25 protein-coding genes are annotated in these 19,002 nt (G+C 33.1%); 24 read left to right on the top strand and 1 reads right to left on the bottom strand.

The features are described from left to right. Window positions 1–69 precede the first annotated feature (69 nt). The 10 genes from VQL36_RS00290 to rsmI all read left to right on the top strand — a co-directional run bounded on the left by VQL36_RS00290 (window position 70) and on the right by rsmI (window position 7,318). Window positions 70–255 (top strand): sigma factor G inhibitor Gin, encoded by a 186-nt coding sequence (locus VQL36_RS00290; RefSeq protein WP_349247396.1) that lies wholly within the window; start codon window positions 70–72, stop codon window positions 253–255. A 154-nt stretch (window positions 256–409) separates the two neighbouring features. Then, window positions 410–1,867: an aminotransferase class I/II-fold pyridoxal phosphate-dependent enzyme gene (locus VQL36_RS00285; protein WP_349247395.1), complete on the top strand. Its 1,458-nt coding sequence runs from the start codon at window positions 410–412 to the stop codon at window positions 1,865–1,867. Between the two features lie 34 nt (window positions 1,868–1,901). Further along, window positions 1,902–2,552: a dTMP kinase gene (tmk, locus tag VQL36_RS00280; protein ID WP_349247394.1), complete on the top strand. Its 651-nt coding sequence runs from the start codon at window positions 1,902–1,904 to the stop codon at window positions 2,550–2,552. Window positions 2,553–2,644: 92 nt separating this feature from the next. Further along, window positions 2,645–2,974: a cyclic-di-AMP receptor gene (locus VQL36_RS00275; protein ID WP_349247393.1), complete on the top strand. Its 330-nt coding sequence runs from the start codon at window positions 2,645–2,647 to the stop codon at window positions 2,972–2,974. A gap of 16 nt (window positions 2,975–2,990) precedes the next feature. After that, complete coding sequence (locus VQL36_RS00270; protein ID WP_349247392.1) at window positions 2,991–3,437, top strand: YaaR family protein; 447 nt, start codon at window positions 2,991–2,993, stop codon at window positions 3,435–3,437. Window positions 3,438–3,460: 23 nt separating this feature from the next. Further along, window positions 3,461–4,438 carry a DNA polymerase III subunit delta' gene (gene holB, locus VQL36_RS00265; RefSeq protein ID WP_349247391.1) on the top strand — a complete coding sequence of 326 codons (978 nt, stop codon included), beginning with the start codon at window positions 3,461–3,463 and terminating at the stop codon, window positions 4,436–4,438. A 1-nt stretch (window position 4,439) separates the two neighbouring features. Next, on the top strand, window positions 4,440–5,243 hold the full coding sequence (locus VQL36_RS00260) for a stage 0 sporulation family protein (protein ID WP_349247390.1): 804 nt from the start codon (window positions 4,440–4,442) through the stop codon (window positions 5,241–5,243). Between the two features lie 33 nt (window positions 5,244–5,276). Beyond that, on the top strand, window positions 5,277–5,615 hold the full coding sequence (gene yabA, locus VQL36_RS00255) for a DNA replication initiation control protein YabA (RefSeq protein WP_349247389.1): 339 nt from the start codon (window positions 5,277–5,279) through the stop codon (window positions 5,613–5,615). A gap of 84 nt (window positions 5,616–5,699) precedes the next feature. After that, a complete protein-coding gene (locus VQL36_RS00250) occupies window positions 5,700–6,452 on the top strand; it encodes a tRNA1(Val) (adenine(37)-N6)-methyltransferase (protein ID WP_349247388.1) in 753 nt (250 codons plus the stop codon). Beyond that, a complete protein-coding gene (rsmI, locus tag VQL36_RS00245) occupies window positions 6,449–7,318 on the top strand; it encodes a 16S rRNA (cytidine(1402)-2'-O)-methyltransferase (RefSeq protein WP_349247387.1) in 870 nt (289 codons plus the stop codon). Before VQL36_RS00250 ends, rsmI begins: the two co-directional genes overlap by 4 nt. Before the next feature lie 100 nt (window positions 7,319–7,418). On the opposite strand, the gene VQL36_RS00240 is transcribed toward rsmI, so the two are convergent. Further along, window positions 7,419–7,706, bottom strand: a complete 288-nt coding sequence (locus tag VQL36_RS00240; protein WP_349247386.1) for an AbrB/MazE/SpoVT family DNA-binding domain-containing protein — start codon at window positions 7,704–7,706, stop codon at window positions 7,419–7,421. Between the two features lie 346 nt (window positions 7,707–8,052). Between VQL36_RS00240 and VQL36_RS00235 the strand changes: the two genes are divergently transcribed. From VQL36_RS00235 to VQL36_RS00170, 14 genes are all read left to right on the top strand, one after another. Next, entirely contained in the window at window positions 8,053–8,817 is a 765-nt protein-coding gene (locus VQL36_RS00235; protein WP_349247385.1) for a TatD family hydrolase, read from the top strand. A gap of 289 nt (window positions 8,818–9,106) precedes the next feature. After that, window positions 9,107–10,174 carry a G5 domain-containing protein gene (locus VQL36_RS00230; RefSeq protein ID WP_349247384.1) on the top strand — a complete coding sequence of 356 codons (1,068 nt, stop codon included), beginning with the start codon at window positions 9,107–9,109 and terminating at the stop codon, window positions 10,172–10,174. Between the two features lie 177 nt (window positions 10,175–10,351). Further along, window positions 10,352–10,894, top strand: coding sequence for a ribonuclease M5 (gene rnmV / locus VQL36_RS00225; RefSeq protein WP_349247383.1), 543 nt, complete (start codon window positions 10,352–10,354; stop codon window positions 10,892–10,894). Window positions 10,895–10,904: 10 nt separating this feature from the next. Continuing rightward, on the top strand, window positions 10,905–11,786 hold the full coding sequence (rsmA, locus tag VQL36_RS00220; RefSeq protein WP_349247382.1) for a 16S rRNA (adenine(1518)-N(6)/adenine(1519)-N(6))-dimethyltransferase RsmA: 882 nt from the start codon (window positions 10,905–10,907) through the stop codon (window positions 11,784–11,786). A 93-nt stretch (window positions 11,787–11,879) separates the two neighbouring features. Next, window positions 11,880–12,758 carry a sporulation peptidase YabG gene (gene yabG, locus VQL36_RS00215; RefSeq protein ID WP_349247381.1) on the top strand — a complete coding sequence of 293 codons (879 nt, stop codon included), beginning with the start codon at window positions 11,880–11,882 and terminating at the stop codon, window positions 12,756–12,758. A gap of 89 nt (window positions 12,759–12,847) precedes the next feature. Then, window positions 12,848–13,123, top strand: coding sequence for a biofilm formation stimulator Veg (gene veg, locus VQL36_RS00210; RefSeq protein ID WP_160647612.1), 276 nt, complete (start codon window positions 12,848–12,850; stop codon window positions 13,121–13,123). A gap of 247 nt (window positions 13,124–13,370) precedes the next feature. Continuing rightward, on the top strand, window positions 13,371–13,553 hold the full coding sequence (locus VQL36_RS00205; RefSeq protein WP_349247380.1) for a small, acid-soluble spore protein, alpha/beta type: 183 nt from the start codon (window positions 13,371–13,373) through the stop codon (window positions 13,551–13,553). A 231-nt stretch (window positions 13,554–13,784) separates the two neighbouring features. After that, window positions 13,785–14,639 carry a 4-(cytidine 5'-diphospho)-2-C-methyl-D-erythritol kinase gene (gene ispE, locus VQL36_RS00200; protein ID WP_349247379.1) on the top strand — a complete coding sequence of 285 codons (855 nt, stop codon included), beginning with the start codon at window positions 13,785–13,787 and terminating at the stop codon, window positions 14,637–14,639. A gap of 77 nt (window positions 14,640–14,716) precedes the next feature. After that, the gene (gene purR, locus VQL36_RS00195) at window positions 14,717–15,568 is read left to right on the top strand and encodes a pur operon repressor (RefSeq protein ID WP_349247378.1); all 852 of its coding nucleotides are present in this window, start codon (window positions 14,717–14,719) and stop codon (window positions 15,566–15,568) included. After that, window positions 15,565–15,942, top strand: a complete 378-nt coding sequence (locus tag VQL36_RS00190; protein ID WP_349247377.1) for a RidA family protein — start codon at window positions 15,565–15,567, stop codon at window positions 15,940–15,942. The genes purR and VQL36_RS00190 overlap by 4 nt, the downstream gene beginning before the upstream one ends. Before the next feature lie 174 nt (window positions 15,943–16,116). After that, window positions 16,117–16,404, top strand: a complete 288-nt coding sequence (gene spoVG / locus VQL36_RS00185) for a septation regulator SpoVG (RefSeq protein WP_305994244.1) — start codon at window positions 16,117–16,119, stop codon at window positions 16,402–16,404. A 262-nt stretch (window positions 16,405–16,666) separates the two neighbouring features. Further along, window positions 16,667–18,055 (top strand): bifunctional UDP-N-acetylglucosamine diphosphorylase/glucosamine-1-phosphate N-acetyltransferase GlmU, encoded by a 1,389-nt coding sequence (glmU, locus tag VQL36_RS00180; RefSeq protein ID WP_349247376.1) that lies wholly within the window; start codon window positions 16,667–16,669, stop codon window positions 18,053–18,055. Between the two features lie 16 nt (window positions 18,056–18,071). Next, entirely contained in the window at window positions 18,072–18,629 is a 558-nt protein-coding gene (gene pth, locus VQL36_RS00175) for an aminoacyl-tRNA hydrolase (RefSeq protein WP_349247375.1), read from the top strand. 72 nt (window positions 18,630–18,701) lie between these two features. Further along, window positions 18,702–18,932, top strand: a complete 231-nt coding sequence (locus VQL36_RS00170) for an anti-sigma-F factor Fin family protein (protein WP_349247374.1) — start codon at window positions 18,702–18,704, stop codon at window positions 18,930–18,932. The last annotated feature ends 70 nt before the right edge of the window (window positions 18,933–19,002 follow it).

Raw genomic sequence — 19,002 nt, 5'->3', positions numbered from 1 at the left:
GATTAATTTAGAAGTTTAAGAGGATAGATAATGTGGCATAATGATAGAAAAAACAAGGGTGGGAAGTCTATGGAGAGTAAGTTAGACTATACCTGTATAGTATGTGATCAACAAAATAAGAATGGCATCAAGATATGCACTGAATTTATATGTAATCGTTGTGAATCTGAAATTATACGCACAGATGTAAACGATGCAAAGTATTCATTTTATATTAAAAAGTTAAGAAGAATATGGTATAAAAATATTATTTGATTACAAGTTTTTAAATTTAAGAGGCGTATCTAAGTAATAAGTGACCGTCCCACATTTGGCGGTTTTTTTTTGACGTATTGGATGATATTATTAATATAAATTATGATAATATAGTGAATGGCAAGTTTTAATACATGGGGGGTTATGCTTGAAAATGGATCAACATAAAGCTCCTTTATTTGATATGTTGAAACAATATCACATGGGGCAACATGCTAGTTTTCATGTGCCTGGTCACAAATTTGGATTAGATTTGAATAAAGATGAACGATATTATTTTGAACAGATTATGAAGATTGATTATACTGAGATAACCGGCCTAGATGATCTTCATGATCCTCAAAGTATTATTAAAGCTGCTTTGGAACTTGCTGCAGATTGTTTTGGAGCAGAGCAAAGTTATTTTTTGATAAACGGTAGTACTGTAGGGAATCTTGCCATGATTTTATCTGTATGTGAACGAGAGGATATTATTATCGTACAAAGAAATGTACATAAATCTATTATTAATGGTCTTGTATTAGCGGAAGCCAAGGCTGTGTTTCTACCCCCTAATATAGACCCCAAAACGGGTCTTGATTTAGGTGTGTCTATAAATAAATTACAAGAAGCATTAGTTCAGTATCCAGATGCCAAGGCTGTGCTTCTAACGAATCCAAATTATTATGGTATCGGGATGAAATTGAAAAGGTTAGTTGATTTAGTACATGGATATCACATTCCTATATTAATTGATGAAGCCCATGGGGCTCATTATGGATTTCATCCTAAATTACCTGATTCGTCATTATCCTGTGGTGTAGATGCTGTTGTTCAATCCACTCATAAGATGTTAACATCGATGACAATGAGTGGTATGCTTCATGTTCAAGGAAATATGATAAACAGAGAGAGGTTACATCGATTTTTAACCATGCTACAAAGCTCTAGTCCATCGTATCCTTTAATGGCTTCACTAGATATCAGTCGCAGATGGATAAGCACCAAGGGTAGAGAGAGTCTTTCCAAGGTGCAATCGATTATTTTAACCTTTAAAAAGGAAATGGAAATATTGAGCTGGTTTGAGATTATGGATATTACACAAGATTTTGGAAAGGATTATACCCAAGACCCTTTTAAAATATTAATACATGACCTTACAGAAACTTTATCGGGTTATGATTTGCAAGCATCTCTAGAAATACGCGGCTGCATGATTGAGATGGCGGATCCAAAGTTTATATTAATTGTTTGCAGCGCTTCCACAATAGAAGATGATATGAACAAGCTCTTAAAGGCATTAAAGGATATATCAGTTCATTTCAATTTGAAAAAGAAGGAACTGGGTAAAAACATAACGAATATATGTAATGAAATGGCCATTACAAACTTAAGTCCACCTGTGAAAATGGAAAATCACTTTGAAAATACAAAAGTAGTAAGTTTAGATGAAGCATTGAACTCCAGATCTGCTGAGTTGATTATTCCCTATCCTCCAGGAATTCCTCTGCTTTATCAAGGTGAAACTATTACAAATGAAATGATATTGAAAATAAAACAATATATAGATTCAGGAGCTCATTTTCAAGGATCGAAAAAAATAGTTAATCATAAAATTTCAATTTTAAATTAACCATACAAAAATTCAGTCAACAAGGAGGTTTGTTGTGAACGGTTTATTTATAACATTCGAAGGTCCAGATGGTTCGGGTAAAACCACTCAAATACAACAACTATCTAATACATTAATCAAACTCGGTTATGATGTGATTACAACAAGAGAACCGGGAGGAACAAGAATCAGTGATCTATTGAGGAACATACTCTTATCAACAGAATATAAAGAAATGAAAGATCAAACAGAAGTGCTCTTATATGCTGCTTCTAGATCACAGCATGTACATGAGGTTATTATTCCAGCATTACAGCAAAATAAAATAGTATTGTGTGATCGTTATATTGATGCGAGCATAGCTTATCAATCTGTTGGATTGGGAATTGACCAAAAAACAATTAAAGGGATTAATCACTTTGCAAGCTCTGGATTACAACCGACAAGAACGTATATGATGGATGTAAGCGTGAAGGAAAGTAAGACTAGATTATCACAGAGGATAAATAAAAAGGGTGAAATCATTTTAGATCGTATAGAACAAAAAGCCCATGACTATCATAAAAAGGTAAGAGAGGGTTTTTTAGAAATTGCAAATGAAAATCCAGACAGAGTATACTTAATCAATGCGAATCAACCTATTGATGTTATATCAGAAGAAATATTAAAGGATATGACTATATTATTAGCAAATAGTAATAAATAATCCTCACAATGCTTTTTAGGGTGAACCATGACTATGATGAAAACCATTAGTAGTTTAATCTATTTTAAAGTATAATAGTAGGAGGGATTAAAATGAAATTAATTATTGCAGTAGTGCAAGATAAGGATAGTAACCGATTGTCTAACGCATTAATTAAATCAAACTTTCGAGCGACAAAATTAGCAAGTACCGGTGGATTTTTAAAAGCGGGTAATACCACTTTTATGATTGGCGTAGAAGATGAAAAAATAGATGAAGCTATTGGTGTCATAAAATCAAACTGCAAGGTGAGGGATCAGTTAGTATCGTCAGTTTCCCCTGTCGGAGGAACAACGGATTCATATATCCCATTTCCAATTGAAGTACAGGTAGGAGGAGCTGCAGTATTTGTTCTTCCTGTGGAAAAATTTGAACATTTTTAAAGGTAGGTAAAAGGAATTGAAGATAAACTCTGGATTACGTTCCTTACAAAAAAATGTGTTGCTTACAGATCAAGCAAACCAAAATTCAATAACGATGAAAAATTTTTCTGAAACGTTACAACACCAAGAACGATTTGCATCAAGTCAACAATTAAAACAAGCCATTCTTCAAATAGAAATACAAGGTAAGCGATTATCAAAATCCATGACCGTTCGTGAATTGTTTGCCTATAAGAAACTTGTAAAACAATTTATGGATGAGTCTGTTCGAAATGGAATTCAGCTTAATAATAAAATAGGTAAGGATCGGCGCGGAAGAGGGAGAAGATATAAACTATTAGAAGAAGTCGATCAATCGTTGTTAGAAATGACAGACGATTTATTAAAAAGTGAACAAGGTAGAATTGAAATATTGCACAAAGTAGGGGAAATACGTGGGATGTTGATCAATATATTATTTTAATGGGAATGTTAAGGGGATATATCATGTCTTTTGATGAAATCATAAATCAAAACAAGGTGAAAAAGAAACTTCAGAATGGATTAAGGATGAATAAAATCTCTCATGCTTATTTATTTACAGGACCTTCAGGTACAGGGAAAAGAAAAATGGCCTTGAATTTTGCAAAGGCTATTTTTTGTATTCATAATAAAGTTGATGCCTGTGATCAGTGCATTGAATGTAAAAAGTTTGAACATGGGAACCATCCCCAGCTTCGTCTTATAGAACCAGATGGAAATCATATAAAAATAGAACAAATTAGAGATCTACAAAAAGATTTTTCATATAAAATGAATGGAAATCAGCAGAAAATATATATATTATTTCAAGCTGATCGATTAACAACGCAAGCAGCAAACAGTTTACTTAAATTTTTAGAAGAACCTCAGTCCAACGTGATCGCTATTTTAATTTCAGATAATGGACATGCTATTCTACCAACCATTCGATCACGTTCGCAATGGATATCTTTCCAGCCACAATCCCCATACAAGATGGCTGATCAATTAATTTCAGAAGGATTTTCGAGAGAGTTAGTATACAGCAGTGTACATTTAACATCTGGACTGGAAGAAGCTAGAGAGCTTATCCAATTAAATTCGTTTGCAGAAATTAGAGGCATAATGATACAATTAGCTAAGGAAAGTTTAAATAAGTTTTCCCTTGCGAGCATTACAGCACAACAAAAAATATTTAAATCCAACCTTACAGACGAGCTGAATTTACTTTTAGATTTATTTATACTTTGGTTTAAAGATATCATTCAAATACAAAGCGGTCGAAAGGACAGACTTGTTTTTGAAGACCAGCTTACATGGTTAGAAAAAAATGCATTTACACGTCAGATGAATGATTGGGTTCAATGTATGGAGATTACAGTAAATACAAAAAAGAAACTTCGATTTAATGTAAATCCTCAGTTAGCTCTTGATCAATTTATGATCCAAATTAAGGGGGGTTGAAATGTACTCAGTGATTGGGGTTCGCTTTAAAAAAGCGGGCAAGATTTATTATTTTGATCCAACGAATCATCCCGTACAAAAAGATGATCATGTGATTGTAGAAACAGCACGGGGCATAGAATACGGGACAGTAGTCATTGGGGAAAAACAGGTTGATGAGTCAGATATTGTACTTCCCCTGAAGAAAGTGATTCGTATAGCGAAATCAGTGGATGTTAGAGTGATGGAAAATAATAAAAAAGATGCTAAAGAGGCTTTTTATGTTTGTTTAGATAAAATTAATCAACATCAATTATATATGAAATTAATTGATGTAGAATATACGTTTGATAGAAATAAAATCATATTTTACTTTACAGCTGAAGGAAGAGTAGATTTTCGAGAGCTAGTTAAAGATTTGGCGAGTATTTTTAAAACACGTATTGAATTAAGGCAAATTGGTGTAAGGGATGAGGCCAAGATGTTAGGAGGTATTGGCCCTTGTGGAAGAACTTTATGCTGTTCAACATGGCTGGGGGATTTTGAACCAGTCTCCATCAAAATGGCAAAAGACCAAAGACTTTCCTTAAATCCAACCAAAATTTCTGGACTATGTGGTAGACTCATGTGTTGTTTAAAGTTTGAACACGATCAATACGAAAGCGCCAAAAATGACCTGCCTAAAGTTGGAAGTTTTGTGATTACCTCATTGGGAGAAGGAAAGGTTATTTCCATTAATCCAGAAAAAAGTTCAGTACAAGTTAAAATTTTTGAAATGGAAAAAGTGAAGGAATTATCCCTTGAAGATGTTGTAGAACAAGAATGAATAAATGCAGTTTTTTTAAACTGAGGTGGAATTGTGGAGAATAAGGATATCTATGCACAGGCCAATGAACTAGAACAGCATTTAGGCGATATATATAAAGATATTGGCAAAATGAAAAAAAAACTTGTACAATTGTTGGAGGAAAATAAACGTTTAAGTTTAGAAAATCAGCAGTTGAGAAGTATGTTGAAAAAAGACCAGCCTGATACAGATAAAATACAAGAGGAAAATCCTCCTTCTCCAGTTATCGGTGAAGGTTATGATAATTTAGCTCGTTTGTATTATGAAGGATTTCATATTTGTAATGTATATTATGGACATCTTCGAACAGAAGGTGACTGCCTCTTTTGCTTATCATTTTTAAACAAATAGAATTATAAGTTATTTAAACCGCAGGGGACATCCTGCGGTTTTACAAATTTAAAATAATATGGGTAAATTAAAAAGGAACTGATTATGAAAGAAAACATACCTTTAATGGAGCACGAAAGAATTGATGACTTATTAACACAAGATTTAAAGATTATACAAAGTGATAAGGTTTTTAGTTTTTCAATGGATGCCGTATTACTAGGACGTTTTTGCTCTGTTCCTATCAGGGGGAATATTTTAGATTTATGTTCTGGTAACGGTGTGATCCCATTATTGTTATCTACAAGGACAAAAGCACAGATCACTGCAGTTGAGATTCAAAAAAAATTAGCGGATATGGCTGCAAGAAATATAAAAATGAATGATTTATCAGATCAAATTTCTATCATTCAAGCTGATTTAAAATTAGTACATACTCAACTGGGATATGGGGGTTTTGATCTGGTTACAGTAAACCCACCCTATCTTCCAGCATATTCTGGAAAACAAAATGAAAATGAATTTATTGCTAATGCACGACATGAAATTTTATGTACATTAGAAGATGTTATTTCAGCTTGCAATAAACTTGTGAAGAGTGGGGGCAAGGTGGGTCTGGTACATCGTGCATCTAGATTAGCGGATATTATTGTTTTAATGAGGCAGTACAACATTGAACCGAAACGAATTCGATTTGTACATCCTAGAATAGGTGAAGAAGCGAATATGGTGCTTGTAGAGGGAATTAGGAATGGAAAAGCGGATATGCATATATTAGATCCTTTGATTGTTTATGATGATCACAATCAATATTGCAATGAGTTGATGGAAATATATTATGGAGATGCTGCAAAATGAATATACAAAAAAGCTTTTTAAAAGATGAAACAAATAAAGGATGCCTATACTTAGTAGGTACTCCCATTGGGAATTTAGAGGATATTTCTTATAGAGCTCTTAGAATATTAAAAGAAGTGAATTGTATTGCTTGTGAAGATACAAGACAAACGAGGAAACTTCTTTCTCATTTTCAGATTTCAACACGTAGTATTAGTTACCATGAGCATAATAAACATGCAAGCGGTAAAGAAATTATACGTCTTATTGAGCAGGGCAAAGACATTGCATTGGTCAGTGATGCTGGTTTACCTGTTATCTCTGATCCTGGAAATGAGCTAGTACAATTAGCCATACTATCCAATCTTTCAGTGATTCCTATTCCTGGTGCAAATGCTGCGTTATCCGCTCTAATCATCTCAGGATTAGATACAGATCAATTTATGTTTTTTGGATTTTTACCTCGTAATAAAAAAGATAAAAAAGAAAAAATTCAAGAATTGTTAGAAACTACAGGATCTATTATTTTTTATGAGTCTCCGCATCGATTATTAAATACACTTCATTTAATGTTAGAAGTGTGGGGAAATCGTCGTATCTCTATTGCAAGAGAAATAACTAAAAAATATGAAGAAATCATCAGAGGAACATTAGAAGAATGTATCAGTTATATGGATGATATGAAAGTTCAAGGAGAATATTGCATCGTTGTAGAAGGGAATATTAAAAAAGTAGAAGGAAAAGATGAGTTATGGTGGAGTTTATTATCCATTCAAGAACATCTGGAATATTACATCAATCAGGATTTTGATAAGAAGGAAGCAATGAAAAAAGTCGCGGTAGATCGCAAGGTATCTAAGAGGGATATATATAATCATCTCCTTTAAGAAAAAAATCCTGCCGTTATGATTATATTATATATATAACGGCAGGAGACAAAGGAGATATGAAAAGGTTAGAATTAACTAAATCTTATTCTATTATATACTAAATAATTTCTTTTGTCACTGAATTATCTTTTTTGCTTGAATTAAAAATTTCAATTAGTTCAGGAATAATTTCTTTGCTGATCATTTTACCTTTGAAATAAACTAAATCATTTGCATTACCCGTAAAAATACATGCAGGTTCATATTTTTTTAACATGACCTTTTCCCCATCAACATATATTTCTAGCGCGTCTTTCTCTGCAATGCCTAAAGTTCTACGTAGTTCAATTGGAATAACTACACGACCTAATTCATCAACTTTTCTAACAATACCTGTGGATTTCATAAATTCATTCCCCTCTCTTTTATTAAAAAACGCCAATTTTCGACAATATTTTCATTCCCTTATGATACTAATGTTTGCCAAATTAGTCAATACTTCTTTAATTAAAAATTATAAATTTCTAAATAATGTATAATATTTTATATTTATGCAACGAATCTTAATTTCAGGACGAAAAGTGAGTTTTTTATGTATTTAAATTCATGGTCTGCCTTTATATAAAATCGACAAATCACCATTAGTTTTTGATGAATTATGTCGAATAATATTTATGTGTTATAATGTTTTATTTCATTTTCCCATAAAATTATGTAGACTATGGACTAGGATAAATGAAGGGAGTTAAACGATGTTAATAGATACGCACGTACATTTAAATGCAGAACAATTTAATGAAGATCGAGAACAAGTAATTGAACGAGCTAGGCAAAACGGAGTTTCAATAATGATCAATGTGGGTTTCAACCGTGAAACGATCCCGGAAACGATAGAGCTTGCAGAAAAATATGAGTTTATATATGCGGTTGTTGGATGGCACCCAACAGATGCAATCCATATGATTCCTGAAGACTTAAATTGGATAGAATCACTATGCAATCACAAAAAGGTAGTAGCTGTAGGTGAAATAGGATTAGATTATTATTGGGATACTTCCCCAAAAGATATCCAACAAAAAGTTTTTAGACAACAAATCAGACTAGCACGTAAAGTGAATAAACCTATCGTGATTCATAATAGAGACGCACATCAAGATGTTGTAAATATTTTAGCCGAAGAAAATGCTGCTGAAGTAGGTGGAGTAATGCATTGTTATTCTGGGAGCTGGGAAATTGCCAAGAAGTGTTTGGATATGAACTTTTACATATCTTTTGGGGGACCAGTTACTTTTAAAAATGCAAAACAGCCAAAAGAAGTGCTAAAAAATGTACCTTTAGACAGGTTATTGGTAGAAACAGACTGTCCTTATTTAACTCCTCATCCTTATCGAGGAAAAAGAAATGAAACTTCATATGTTAAATATGTAGCAGAGGCAGCAGCGGAATTAAAGGGATTATCATTTGATGAAATAGCACGAATCACAACGAATAATGCTAAAAAATGTTTTCAAATATAATGTGTTATTCGCATTAAGCAGTTAAATAGAGATAATTAGTGTAAAACTTAAGATTAGAGGATTAAAACATTTCATTTTCATGAAATTTACTGTTTTATTCCTCTAATCTTTTCTTTTTGAGGTTTTACATTTTTAGGATAAGTTAAGTATGATCTTAAATAAACAATTATAAAAGTTTAATATATTTTTCCAAATACCATAAGAATTATTTTTTTCTAAATTGCATAATAATTATTATTTTCACATTTTTTTAAATTTTTGAAATACAAAGGTTTTAAGGGGGAATTGGATGAGAGTCCGTAATAAAAAAACTCTCACATCTTTACTAGCTTCTGGATTAATTACGGCTGTTATTATCTTATGTTGGGTTTTATATGGTTTTAATTCAAAGGAAATTTATTTAGTCATTAACGATGAGGAGAAGATTGTTCAAACAAAAGAGGATGTATTGGAAGATTTATTAGTAGAACAGCAAATCATGATTAATGCACATGATGAAATTTCAAAACGACTAGATGCTATTTTAATAGATCAGGATAAAATTATGATTAATTACGCAGTTCCTGTATTGATAAAAGCAGATGGCCAAAGTGAAGTGGTGTATACGACAGCTGATACTGTAAAACAAGTAATTGAGGAACAAAAGATTGAATTGGATCCTCTAGATGAAGTATCTACTTCTCTAGATAGTAAAGTAATGGAAAGTTTAGAAATAAAAATCACAAGAATTGAAACAGCTGTTGAAGCTGTACAATCACCCATTAATTATGATGTTGTTACGATAGAAGACCCAACATTATTAGAAGGTAAGGAGGTCATTGTACAAGAAGGCAGTGAGGGAGTATTGCTTACAAAAACAGAAAAAGTAATGAAAGATGGTAAGATCATATCAGAGGAAGTTGTTCAGGAAGTTGTTCAAATTGAAAGTAAAAATCAAATTTTAGCAAAGGGTACTTTAAAGCCTATTGCAAAATTAACAAGTTCTTCACCAGATGTTGCTGAAATTACAGTGGAAGGCAACACATTTGGTTATAAAAAAGTACTAAATAATGTAAAATTAACAGCTTATGATGCTGGATTCAAATCTACTGGTAAATCTAAAGGACATCCTCAATATGGTATTACTTATACAGGAACAACCGTGAAGGAAGGTCATACGGTGGCTGTAGATCCAAACGTCATTCCACTAGGATGGTGGATTTATATCGAAGGTTTTGGCTTCAGAAGAGCAGAGGATATAGGTGGTGCGGTAAAAGGTAAAAAGGTAGATATTTATTTTGATGATGCGAATTATGTTGAAGCTTTTGGCACAAAGAGGGGTTATACAGTTTATGTAATTGGTCCTGAAAAACCATAATATTCAACGTAAATATCGAATTAAGGCCCCAAAGTTATTGGGGTCTATTCATTATTCCATGATTTAACATTATGATTTATTTAACCTTATTCAATTATACAATGACATAAGTATCCTTGTTTATGGAAACAGATATCATATATACTTGGATGAGAGTAAACAGAAGGGATTAAAAAGATGATTAAGGAAATGATTGTGGTTGAAGGGAAAGACGATACCACTGCTATTCAGAGAGCGGTTGAAGCTGACACAATTGAAACAGGTGGATCAGCGATTAATAAAGAAGTGATTCAAAGGATACAATTAGCTCAGGAACGAAGAGGTGTGATTATTTTTACTGATCCTGATCATGCAGGTGAACGAATTCGTAAAATCATTTCGTCCAAAGTAAAAGGATGTAAACATGCTTTCCTGACTAGAGAAGAGGCTAGCTATAAAGATGATATTGGGGTTGAGAATGCTTCAATTCAAGCTATAAAATCGGCACTTGAAAATGCAAAAATAGAGTTTATGGATATAGAAGAACAAATATCTTGGCAGGACCTTATGGATGCGGGTCTGATCATCCATCCTCAAGCTGCGAAAAGAAGGACGGAGTTGGGTAAAATATTAGGGATTGGATATTGCAACGGGAAACAATTTTATAAAAGATGCAAAATGTTTCAAATTACAAAAATAGAATTTACGAATGGGTTACAACAAATTAAGTTAAAGGATTGAATGAAAACATATGGACAACACTTATTTTGATAGAATTTCATTACCTAAAAATACAAAAGAAATAATAAAGAGGTATGGTTTTTCATTTAAAAAGAGTTTAGGTCAAAATTTTTTAATTGATCAAAATATTCTAGAAAAGATAGTAAATGTAGCAGAGTTGGATAAAAATAAAGGTGCTTTGGAAATTGGTCCAGGCATTGGTGCATTAACGCAATCGTTAGCACTCTCAGCAGGAAAAGTCACTGCAATTGAATTAGATCAGCGGTTAATTCCTATATTAAATGATTTACTTCAGTCTTATGATAATGTTGAAGTCATTCATGGTGACGTGCTAAAGATAGACTTGAACAATATTTTTAAAGAACATTTTAAAGATCAAACAGAAGTAAGTGTTGTTGCTAATTTACCTTATTATGTGACTACTCCAATCATAATGGCTTTGTTGGAAAAACAATTGCCTATAGAAAATATTGTAGTTATGATTCAAAAGGAAGTTGCAGAAAGAATGGTTGCTTTACCGGGAGGTAAAGATTACGGCAGTTTAAGTATTGCAGTCCAATATTATTGTGAAGCAGAGATGGTGTTAACTGTTCCACATACGGTTTTTATTCCACAACCGAATGTTGATTCGGCAGTGATTAGATTGAAGAGGCGCAGGGAACCCATTGTACAAGTGGAGGATAGTATATTTTTTTTCAAGGTAGTACAGGCCAGTTTTGGACAAAGAAGAAAAACAATAATTAACAATTTAATCTCTAATCTTTTTACTAAGGATGATAAACAAAAGTTAATCTCCATATTGCAATCTGCTGACATTGATCCCTCTAGACGTGGTGAAACATTAAGCATAGAAGAATATGCAAGGTTGAGCAATGTTCTTTTAAAAGTATAATTTAGCCTTTGTCCTATAGGCATAAAATCATTCCCCTTATTTATACACAAAAATAACATCTGCTCCATAGTATAGATGAGGAGGGGTGAGATGATGAATCGAGGAGATTTAGTAACTAGAAAGTCTTATGGCGAAGATGTTGTATTTGAAATTATAGATATTAACAGACAAAATGCATTTTTAAGTGGAGTTGAATATCGATTGGTAGCAGACTCTCCTATTATGGATTTAAATAAAGTGATTGATTACCGCTCAACCAAAGATTATATGAGATCACATACTAAAGTGCAGCAAACACAACGATTGATCGAGCGATATAGAAGGGTCCAGCAAGAGACGAATTTGCATATCTTAGGTGGGCAAGATAAGGAAGAGGAATTAAAATCATACTTTGAAGTGCCAGGGAAAGTGCTTCATTTGGACGGTGACTCACGTTACTTAACTAAAAGCCTAGATCTATACAACAAGCTGCGAGTTCCAGTAGAAGGACATTATTTTCGTGAGAAAGATATGCCTGAACAATTGTATGATCTTTTACCTACAGTGAAACCAGATATATTAGTGATAACTGGGCATGATAGTATGATTAAAAATCGCAGAAACAGGGATGATTATAGTTTAGATAGTTACAAAAATTCTCGAAATTTTGCTAAAGCAGTGAAAATAGCTAGAGAATATGAAAAAAATAAAGATACGCTTATGATTGTTGCAGGTGCTTGTCAATCACATTTTGAAGCTCTTTTACAAGCAGGTGCTAACTTTGCCAGTTCTCCACAACGAATATTAATCCACGCCCTAGATCCAGTTCAAATTGCATCTAAAATTTCCTATACCTCTATTAAAGATACTGTGAATATGTCAGATGTAATTAGTTATACGATTAGCGGTATAAAAGGAATAGGTGGTATTGAATCTAGAGGCAGCTATAGAATTGGGCTTCCTAATATTAAAAACAGTGAAAATAATCATTGACAATAACTTTGTTTCACTGATATAATTGTTTAATTTGACATTCCACAACCCTTTAGATATAATGGACTTGAAAGAGGTGGTAGTTGGACATGTCAAAAAATTCATTGTCAGAAATAAAACGCAGCTTGGAGACCCATGTTGGGGCTAAAATAATGTTAAAAGCAAATGGTGGACGAAAGAAAACCATTGAAAGAACAGGTGTGTTAGAAGAAACCTACCCTTCTGTATTTATTGTTAAATTAGATCAGGAACAACATGCCTTTAAAAGAGTGTCTTATTCCTATGCTGACATTTTAACGGAATCTGTAGAAGTTACTGTATGCAATGATGAGGGACAAGTTAAAATTACTTACATTGAACATTAACATGTAACACATGCATAGTATATATGATTAATTATCAGCAAAACCTGTAAAGGTTTTGTTTTTTTTTGTACTTTTATTAAATATTTGATGCAGTCTAACATATGAGGATATTTCCTTTATATCCACAGTATCTTATGAGCCCATTTGTCACATACTATCCTTACATACAAGAAGTTTGTATCTTTTATTTATAAGGAAGATGAATGGTTACTAAAATGTCTAACTTTATGAAAAGGGGGGAATTATAATGGGTCGAAGACGAAGAGGAAATGTCATGTCAGAACAATTTAAATATGAACTTGCAAAAGATCTTGGTTTTTATGAAACGGTACAACGTGAAGGTTGGGGAGGCATAAAAACAAAAGATGCTGGAAACATGGTAAAAAGAGCCATACAAATAGCTGAGCAGGTTTCTACTAAACAATCATAATATTGATAAATTAAAACTAAAGCGCTTGCTTTAGTTTTTTAGTTTTCTCGTAATCGATCCCCTCGCTGGCATCCTTCTAATCTCGGCCAAGAATTAAAACGCATCATTCATGCATAGTGCTTTTTATAAAATCATTTGTTATATTATATAGAGTAATATAACTAAGTTTAATTAACTCAGTAGAGGCACTTAAAGAATGGTACACTTATTGTAATTGAAGAAGGTGTTTTAATGAAAATATATGAAAAAGCTCCGGCTAAAATTAACTTATCATTAGATGTGCTAAGAAAAAGAGAGGACGGTTACCATGAAGTTGAGATGATTATGACAATGGTAGACCTTGCAGACCGGTTGGAGATGGCTGAATTATCAAGAGATACCATTATCATTACCAGTCAAGCCGGTTATATTCCTCTAGATGAGAAAAATTTAGCATTTCAAGCTGCGCGTTTAATAAAAGAAAAGTACGATGTGAAGAAGGGTGTCTATATTCATTTAGATAAAAAAATACCTGTTTCTGCAGGCTTAGCTGGTGGGAGTAGTGATGCTGCAGCCACGCTCAGAGGGTTAAATAGATTATGGGAGTTAAATATTTCAACAAATGATTTAAAAAAAGTAGCAGAGGAACTAGGTTCAGACGTCCCTTTTTGTATAGAAGGCGGTACGGCAATAGCAAGGGGAAGGGGAGAAAAATTAGAGAAGATATCATCTCCTCCTCAATGTTGGGTTATTCTTGCTAAACCTCCCATTAATGTGTCAACACCTGATGTATATAGAAGATTAAATGTAAATAAAATTAATAAACATCCTGAAACGGAAGTCTTAAAAAAAGCAATTGAGAACAAGGATTTTCAGCACATTTGTCGTTCCCTTGGCAACGTTTTAGAAGAAGTCACCATTCCGATGTATCCTCAAATTAGTCAATTAAAAGAGGTCATGCTTCGTTTGGGTGCTGAAGGAGTTTTAATGTCCGGCAGTGGGCCGACAGTGTTTGGTCTTGTTTCTAAACAATCAAAAGTAAAAAAAATATATAATGGTTTACGTGGCTTTTGCAACAACGTATATGTGGTCAGAATATTAACATAGGTTTATTATTTTAGTAAAAACACGTATAATAATGATATATTTAAAATTAATATTCGGTTTATACAGGAAGGGATGTTATGAGGAAGTTAAAAAGAAGTGCGAGATTGGTTGAAATGACCCAATATTTATTAATCCACCCCCATTTACTCATCCCATTAACCACCTTTGCAGAAAGATATAACGCTGCCAAATCGTCGGTGAGCGAAGATCTTGCAATTATCAAAGAGGTGTTTGAATCAGAAGGTTTGGGTAGACTCCATACTTTAGCTGGGGCTGCAGGAGGAGTGAAATACATCCCCCAAATTCCTAAAGACTTATCTCTTGAAATGATAAAGAAGATTTGTCAACTTCTCGAGGAACCAGGACGAATTTTGCCGGGCGGGTATTTATATATGTCTGATATATTAGGACAACCTGTATACATAAATGAAATTGGAAAGATGTTTGCATCTATATTTTCAAACTTAGAAATTGATGTGATTATGACCGTTGAGACAAAAGGGATTCCCTTAGCTTATGCGGTTGCTTCCTATTTAAACATACCAGTTGTAATTGTAAGAAGAGACAATAAAGTGACGGAAGGTTCTGCTGTAAGTATTAATTATGTTTCTGGATCTAATAAAAAAATAAGAATGATGACTCTTTCCAGAAGAGCTTTGAATGAACAATCAAAAGTATTAATTATTGATGATTTTATGAAAGCGGGCGGAACCGTTCAAGGAATGAAGGATTTATTGGAAGAATTTAATGCCAAAGTTGTTGGTGTAGGTGTTTTTGTTGAATCAAGGGAAAAGGGTTACGAAGAAAATTTAATTACAGATTATGTTTCACTTGCTAAAATAACAAGCGTTGAATTAAAATCCAAAAAAATCTCTGTTTGCCCTGGCAATTATTTTGAAAATAATAAAGGAGATTATGATATACCATGACAATACAATTTGTACATACTGATTCTGCACCAAAGGCAATAGGACCTTATTCTCAAGCTGTAAAAGTGGAACGTTTTATTTATACCTCTGGCCAAATCCCTCTTGATGTGAATGGAAACATTGTAGAAGGTGGTATTAAAGAGCAGACTCATCAAGTGTTTAAAAATTTAGAAGCCGTTTTACAGGAAGCAGGGGCATCATTTCAAAACGTTGTAAAAGCGACTGTGTTTTTAAAAGACATGAATTTTTTCATAGATGTGAATGAAATTTATGCATCTTATTTTGGCGATCACAAGCCTGCTCGTTCAGCCGTAGAAGTTGCAAGACTTCCAAAGGATGTATTGGTGGAAATAGAGTTGGTTGTCTATGTATAAAATTATTTCATAAAATAATGGATTAATAACCATTATTTTATGAAATTTACATTTTTTATGGGAGATTTATGTTTTTGTCACAAAAACTTTAAAATTTTTAGAAAAAAAGAAGGAATTTTCATAGATTTGTGGAAGTATTAACCAAGTCTTTTTAATAAAAGGTGGTGAACACAAGTGCAAATTACTGATGTAAGACTCCGCCGAGTTAATTCCGAAGGAAGAATGAAGGCGATTGCATCGATCACTATTGATAACGAATTTGTTGTTCATGATATTCGAGTTATCGAGGGGAACAATGGGATGTTTGTAGCGATGCCAAGCAAAAGAACCCCGGATGGAGAGTTTAGAGATATTGCTCATCCAATATCTTCACCGACTCGTGAGAAGATTCAGCTAGCAGTATTAGAAGAATATGACAATGCTTCTTCAGAGGAAGATGGAGTAATTGAAGAGGGAGCATAAGAACAAAGTGAAAAGAGAGCTTAATGCTCTCTTTTCACTTTATCAACATACATAGCTTTGTATGTTATCATGAATATAGGAAAAACGTTTGTAACATTCAAGTTGTTAAATATTTATCTTATTTTCATATTCTATTTGGTTCTTTTTTGTATAATATAAACCGATTAACAAAATTTGTTTTTGGGACATGAAAATAAGGTAACAAAGATAATAAAAATTAATACTTATAGTATAAATGCAAAGTAAAGGAAGGGTTTTAGATTTGGAACTTTTATCAATTGTATTGGCAGCTGGCAAAGGCACAAGAATGAAGTCAAAATTACATAAATTATTACATCCTGTTTGTGGGAAACCGATGGTAGGGCACGTGATAGATGTATTGAAGGGAATAGATTGTAAAAGAATTGTTACTGTAATTGGACATGAAGGGGAAGCAATACGATCTTATTTAGGTGATGAAGTTGAATATGTGGTTCAAGAGAAGCAACTAGGCACTGGTCATGCTGTGTTGCAGGCAAAATCTTTATTGGAGAACGAAGAGGGAGTTACGCTCATTATTAATGGAGACGGACCATTAATCACAGCCGAATCACTAACTAAATTAATAGAAGTTCATAAAGATACAAACGCAGCAGCGACTATATTAACTGCAGAATTGGATAACCCTCATGGTTATGGCAGAATTGTAAGAGGGGACAATCAATATGTTACACGTATTGTTGAGCAAAAAGATTGTTCTACAGAGGAAAATGAAATAAAAGAAATAAATACTGGTACGTATTGTGTAAACAATAAGAAACTTTTTCAGGCCTTGAATCAAGTAACAAATCATAATGCCCAAGAGGAGTATTATTTAACAGATATTATTGGCATATTAAAACAACAGAACGAAAAGATTGAAGGTTATGTTTTAAAAGATTCAAATGAATCTTTTGGGATTAATGATCGTGTTCAGTTAGCACAAGCAGAAAAAATTATGAGAGATCGCATTCTTCAACAACATATGAGAAATGGAGTTACCGTTATTGATCCTGTGAATACCTATGTTGAGGCAGAGGTCACGATTGGAATGGATACCACACTATTGCCAGGGGCAAGAATAACAGCAAATAGTCATATTGGTTCCTCCTGTATCATAGGTCCGAACTCTGAAATACAAAACACAACAGTTGGCGATTATGTTACAATAAAACAATCTGTAGTAGTTGAATCTTCAATTGAAAGTCACACTAATATAGGACCATTTGCCTACTTAAGACCAGGCTCTAAGATTGGTGAACATGTAAAAATCGGTGATTTTGTAGAAATAAAAAATGCAACCATTGACCATCATAGTAAGATATCTCATTTAAGTTACGTTGGTGATGCAAAAGTGGGAAAAAATGTGAATATTGGATGCGGTGTAGTGACCGTAAATTATGATGGTTATCGCAAACATATAACAGAAATCGCGGATGAGGCATTTATAGGTAGCAATGCTAACTTAATTGCACCTATTAAAATTGGAAGAGGCAGTTATGTTGTTGCTGGTTCCACATTAACAGAGGATGTGGATGAAGACAGTGTTGCTATTGCGAGAGTAAAGCAAACGACAAAAAAAGGATACGCTAACAAGTTAAAAAATCGTATTAAAAATAAAACTAACAATTAAAATGAGGTATAAAAGCGTGAAATGGATCGTAGGATTAGGTAATCCTGGTAAATTATATGAAAACACAAAACACAATCTTGGGTTTATGATCATCGACCGATTTGCTGCATTAAATGATATTAAAATCTCTAAGAATAAATGTAAATCATTAATAGGGGAGGGAAATATAAAAGGTCAAAAAGTAGTGTTAATTAAACCGATGACATATATGAACCTTTCAGGTGAAGCGGTAAGAGCTTACATGGATTATTATCAAGTAGACATAGAAGATATGATTGTTGTATATGATGATTTAGATACAGAATTTGGGAAAATGAGATTGAGATATAAAGGTAGCGCCGGCGGAAATAACGGTGTTAAATCCATAATTGAACATACGGGTACTCAATCTTTTAATCGAATAAGAGTAGGTATCTCACGCCCTCCTAAAGGGTATTCTGTTTCTGACTATGTCCTATCTAACTTTAATAAAAATGAATTGGAGATTTTGAATGAAATGATCTCAAAATCTTGTAATGCATTAACACATGCACTAGAAGAACCATTTGAAAAAACGATGGCAAAGTTTAATTAACTGAATTTGGCTAAAAACATAAACAGTTGAACATACTGATAATAATTCACATGTCGGGAGGCATTATGATTTATGTCAGTAAAATATATTTGTCGTCACTGTCAAACCAAAATAGGTGAGATTTCAAACGGGGAAGTAAATGAAATGCGTCTAGGATTTCATTTGTTAACTCCTGAAGAAAGAAATGATATGGTTTCATACAATCAGCATGGTGATATCACCGTTAAAGTAGTGTGTGATTATTGTAAAGAAGCACTAGATAAAAATCCAGAGCTATCATTAATATCCAATCCATTGCAATAGATTCACTTTTTATGGATAATATGAACATTGACTAAACTGGTTTTATAGTCTTAGCAGGTTTTAGCTGAGG

It is taken from the genome of Chengkuizengella sp. SCS-71B, from assembly GCF_040100845.1.
GTDB lineage: Bacteria > Bacillota > Bacilli > Paenibacillales > KCTC-33759 > Chengkuizengella.
This window is presented reverse-complemented; position numbering and strand designations above follow the sequence as displayed.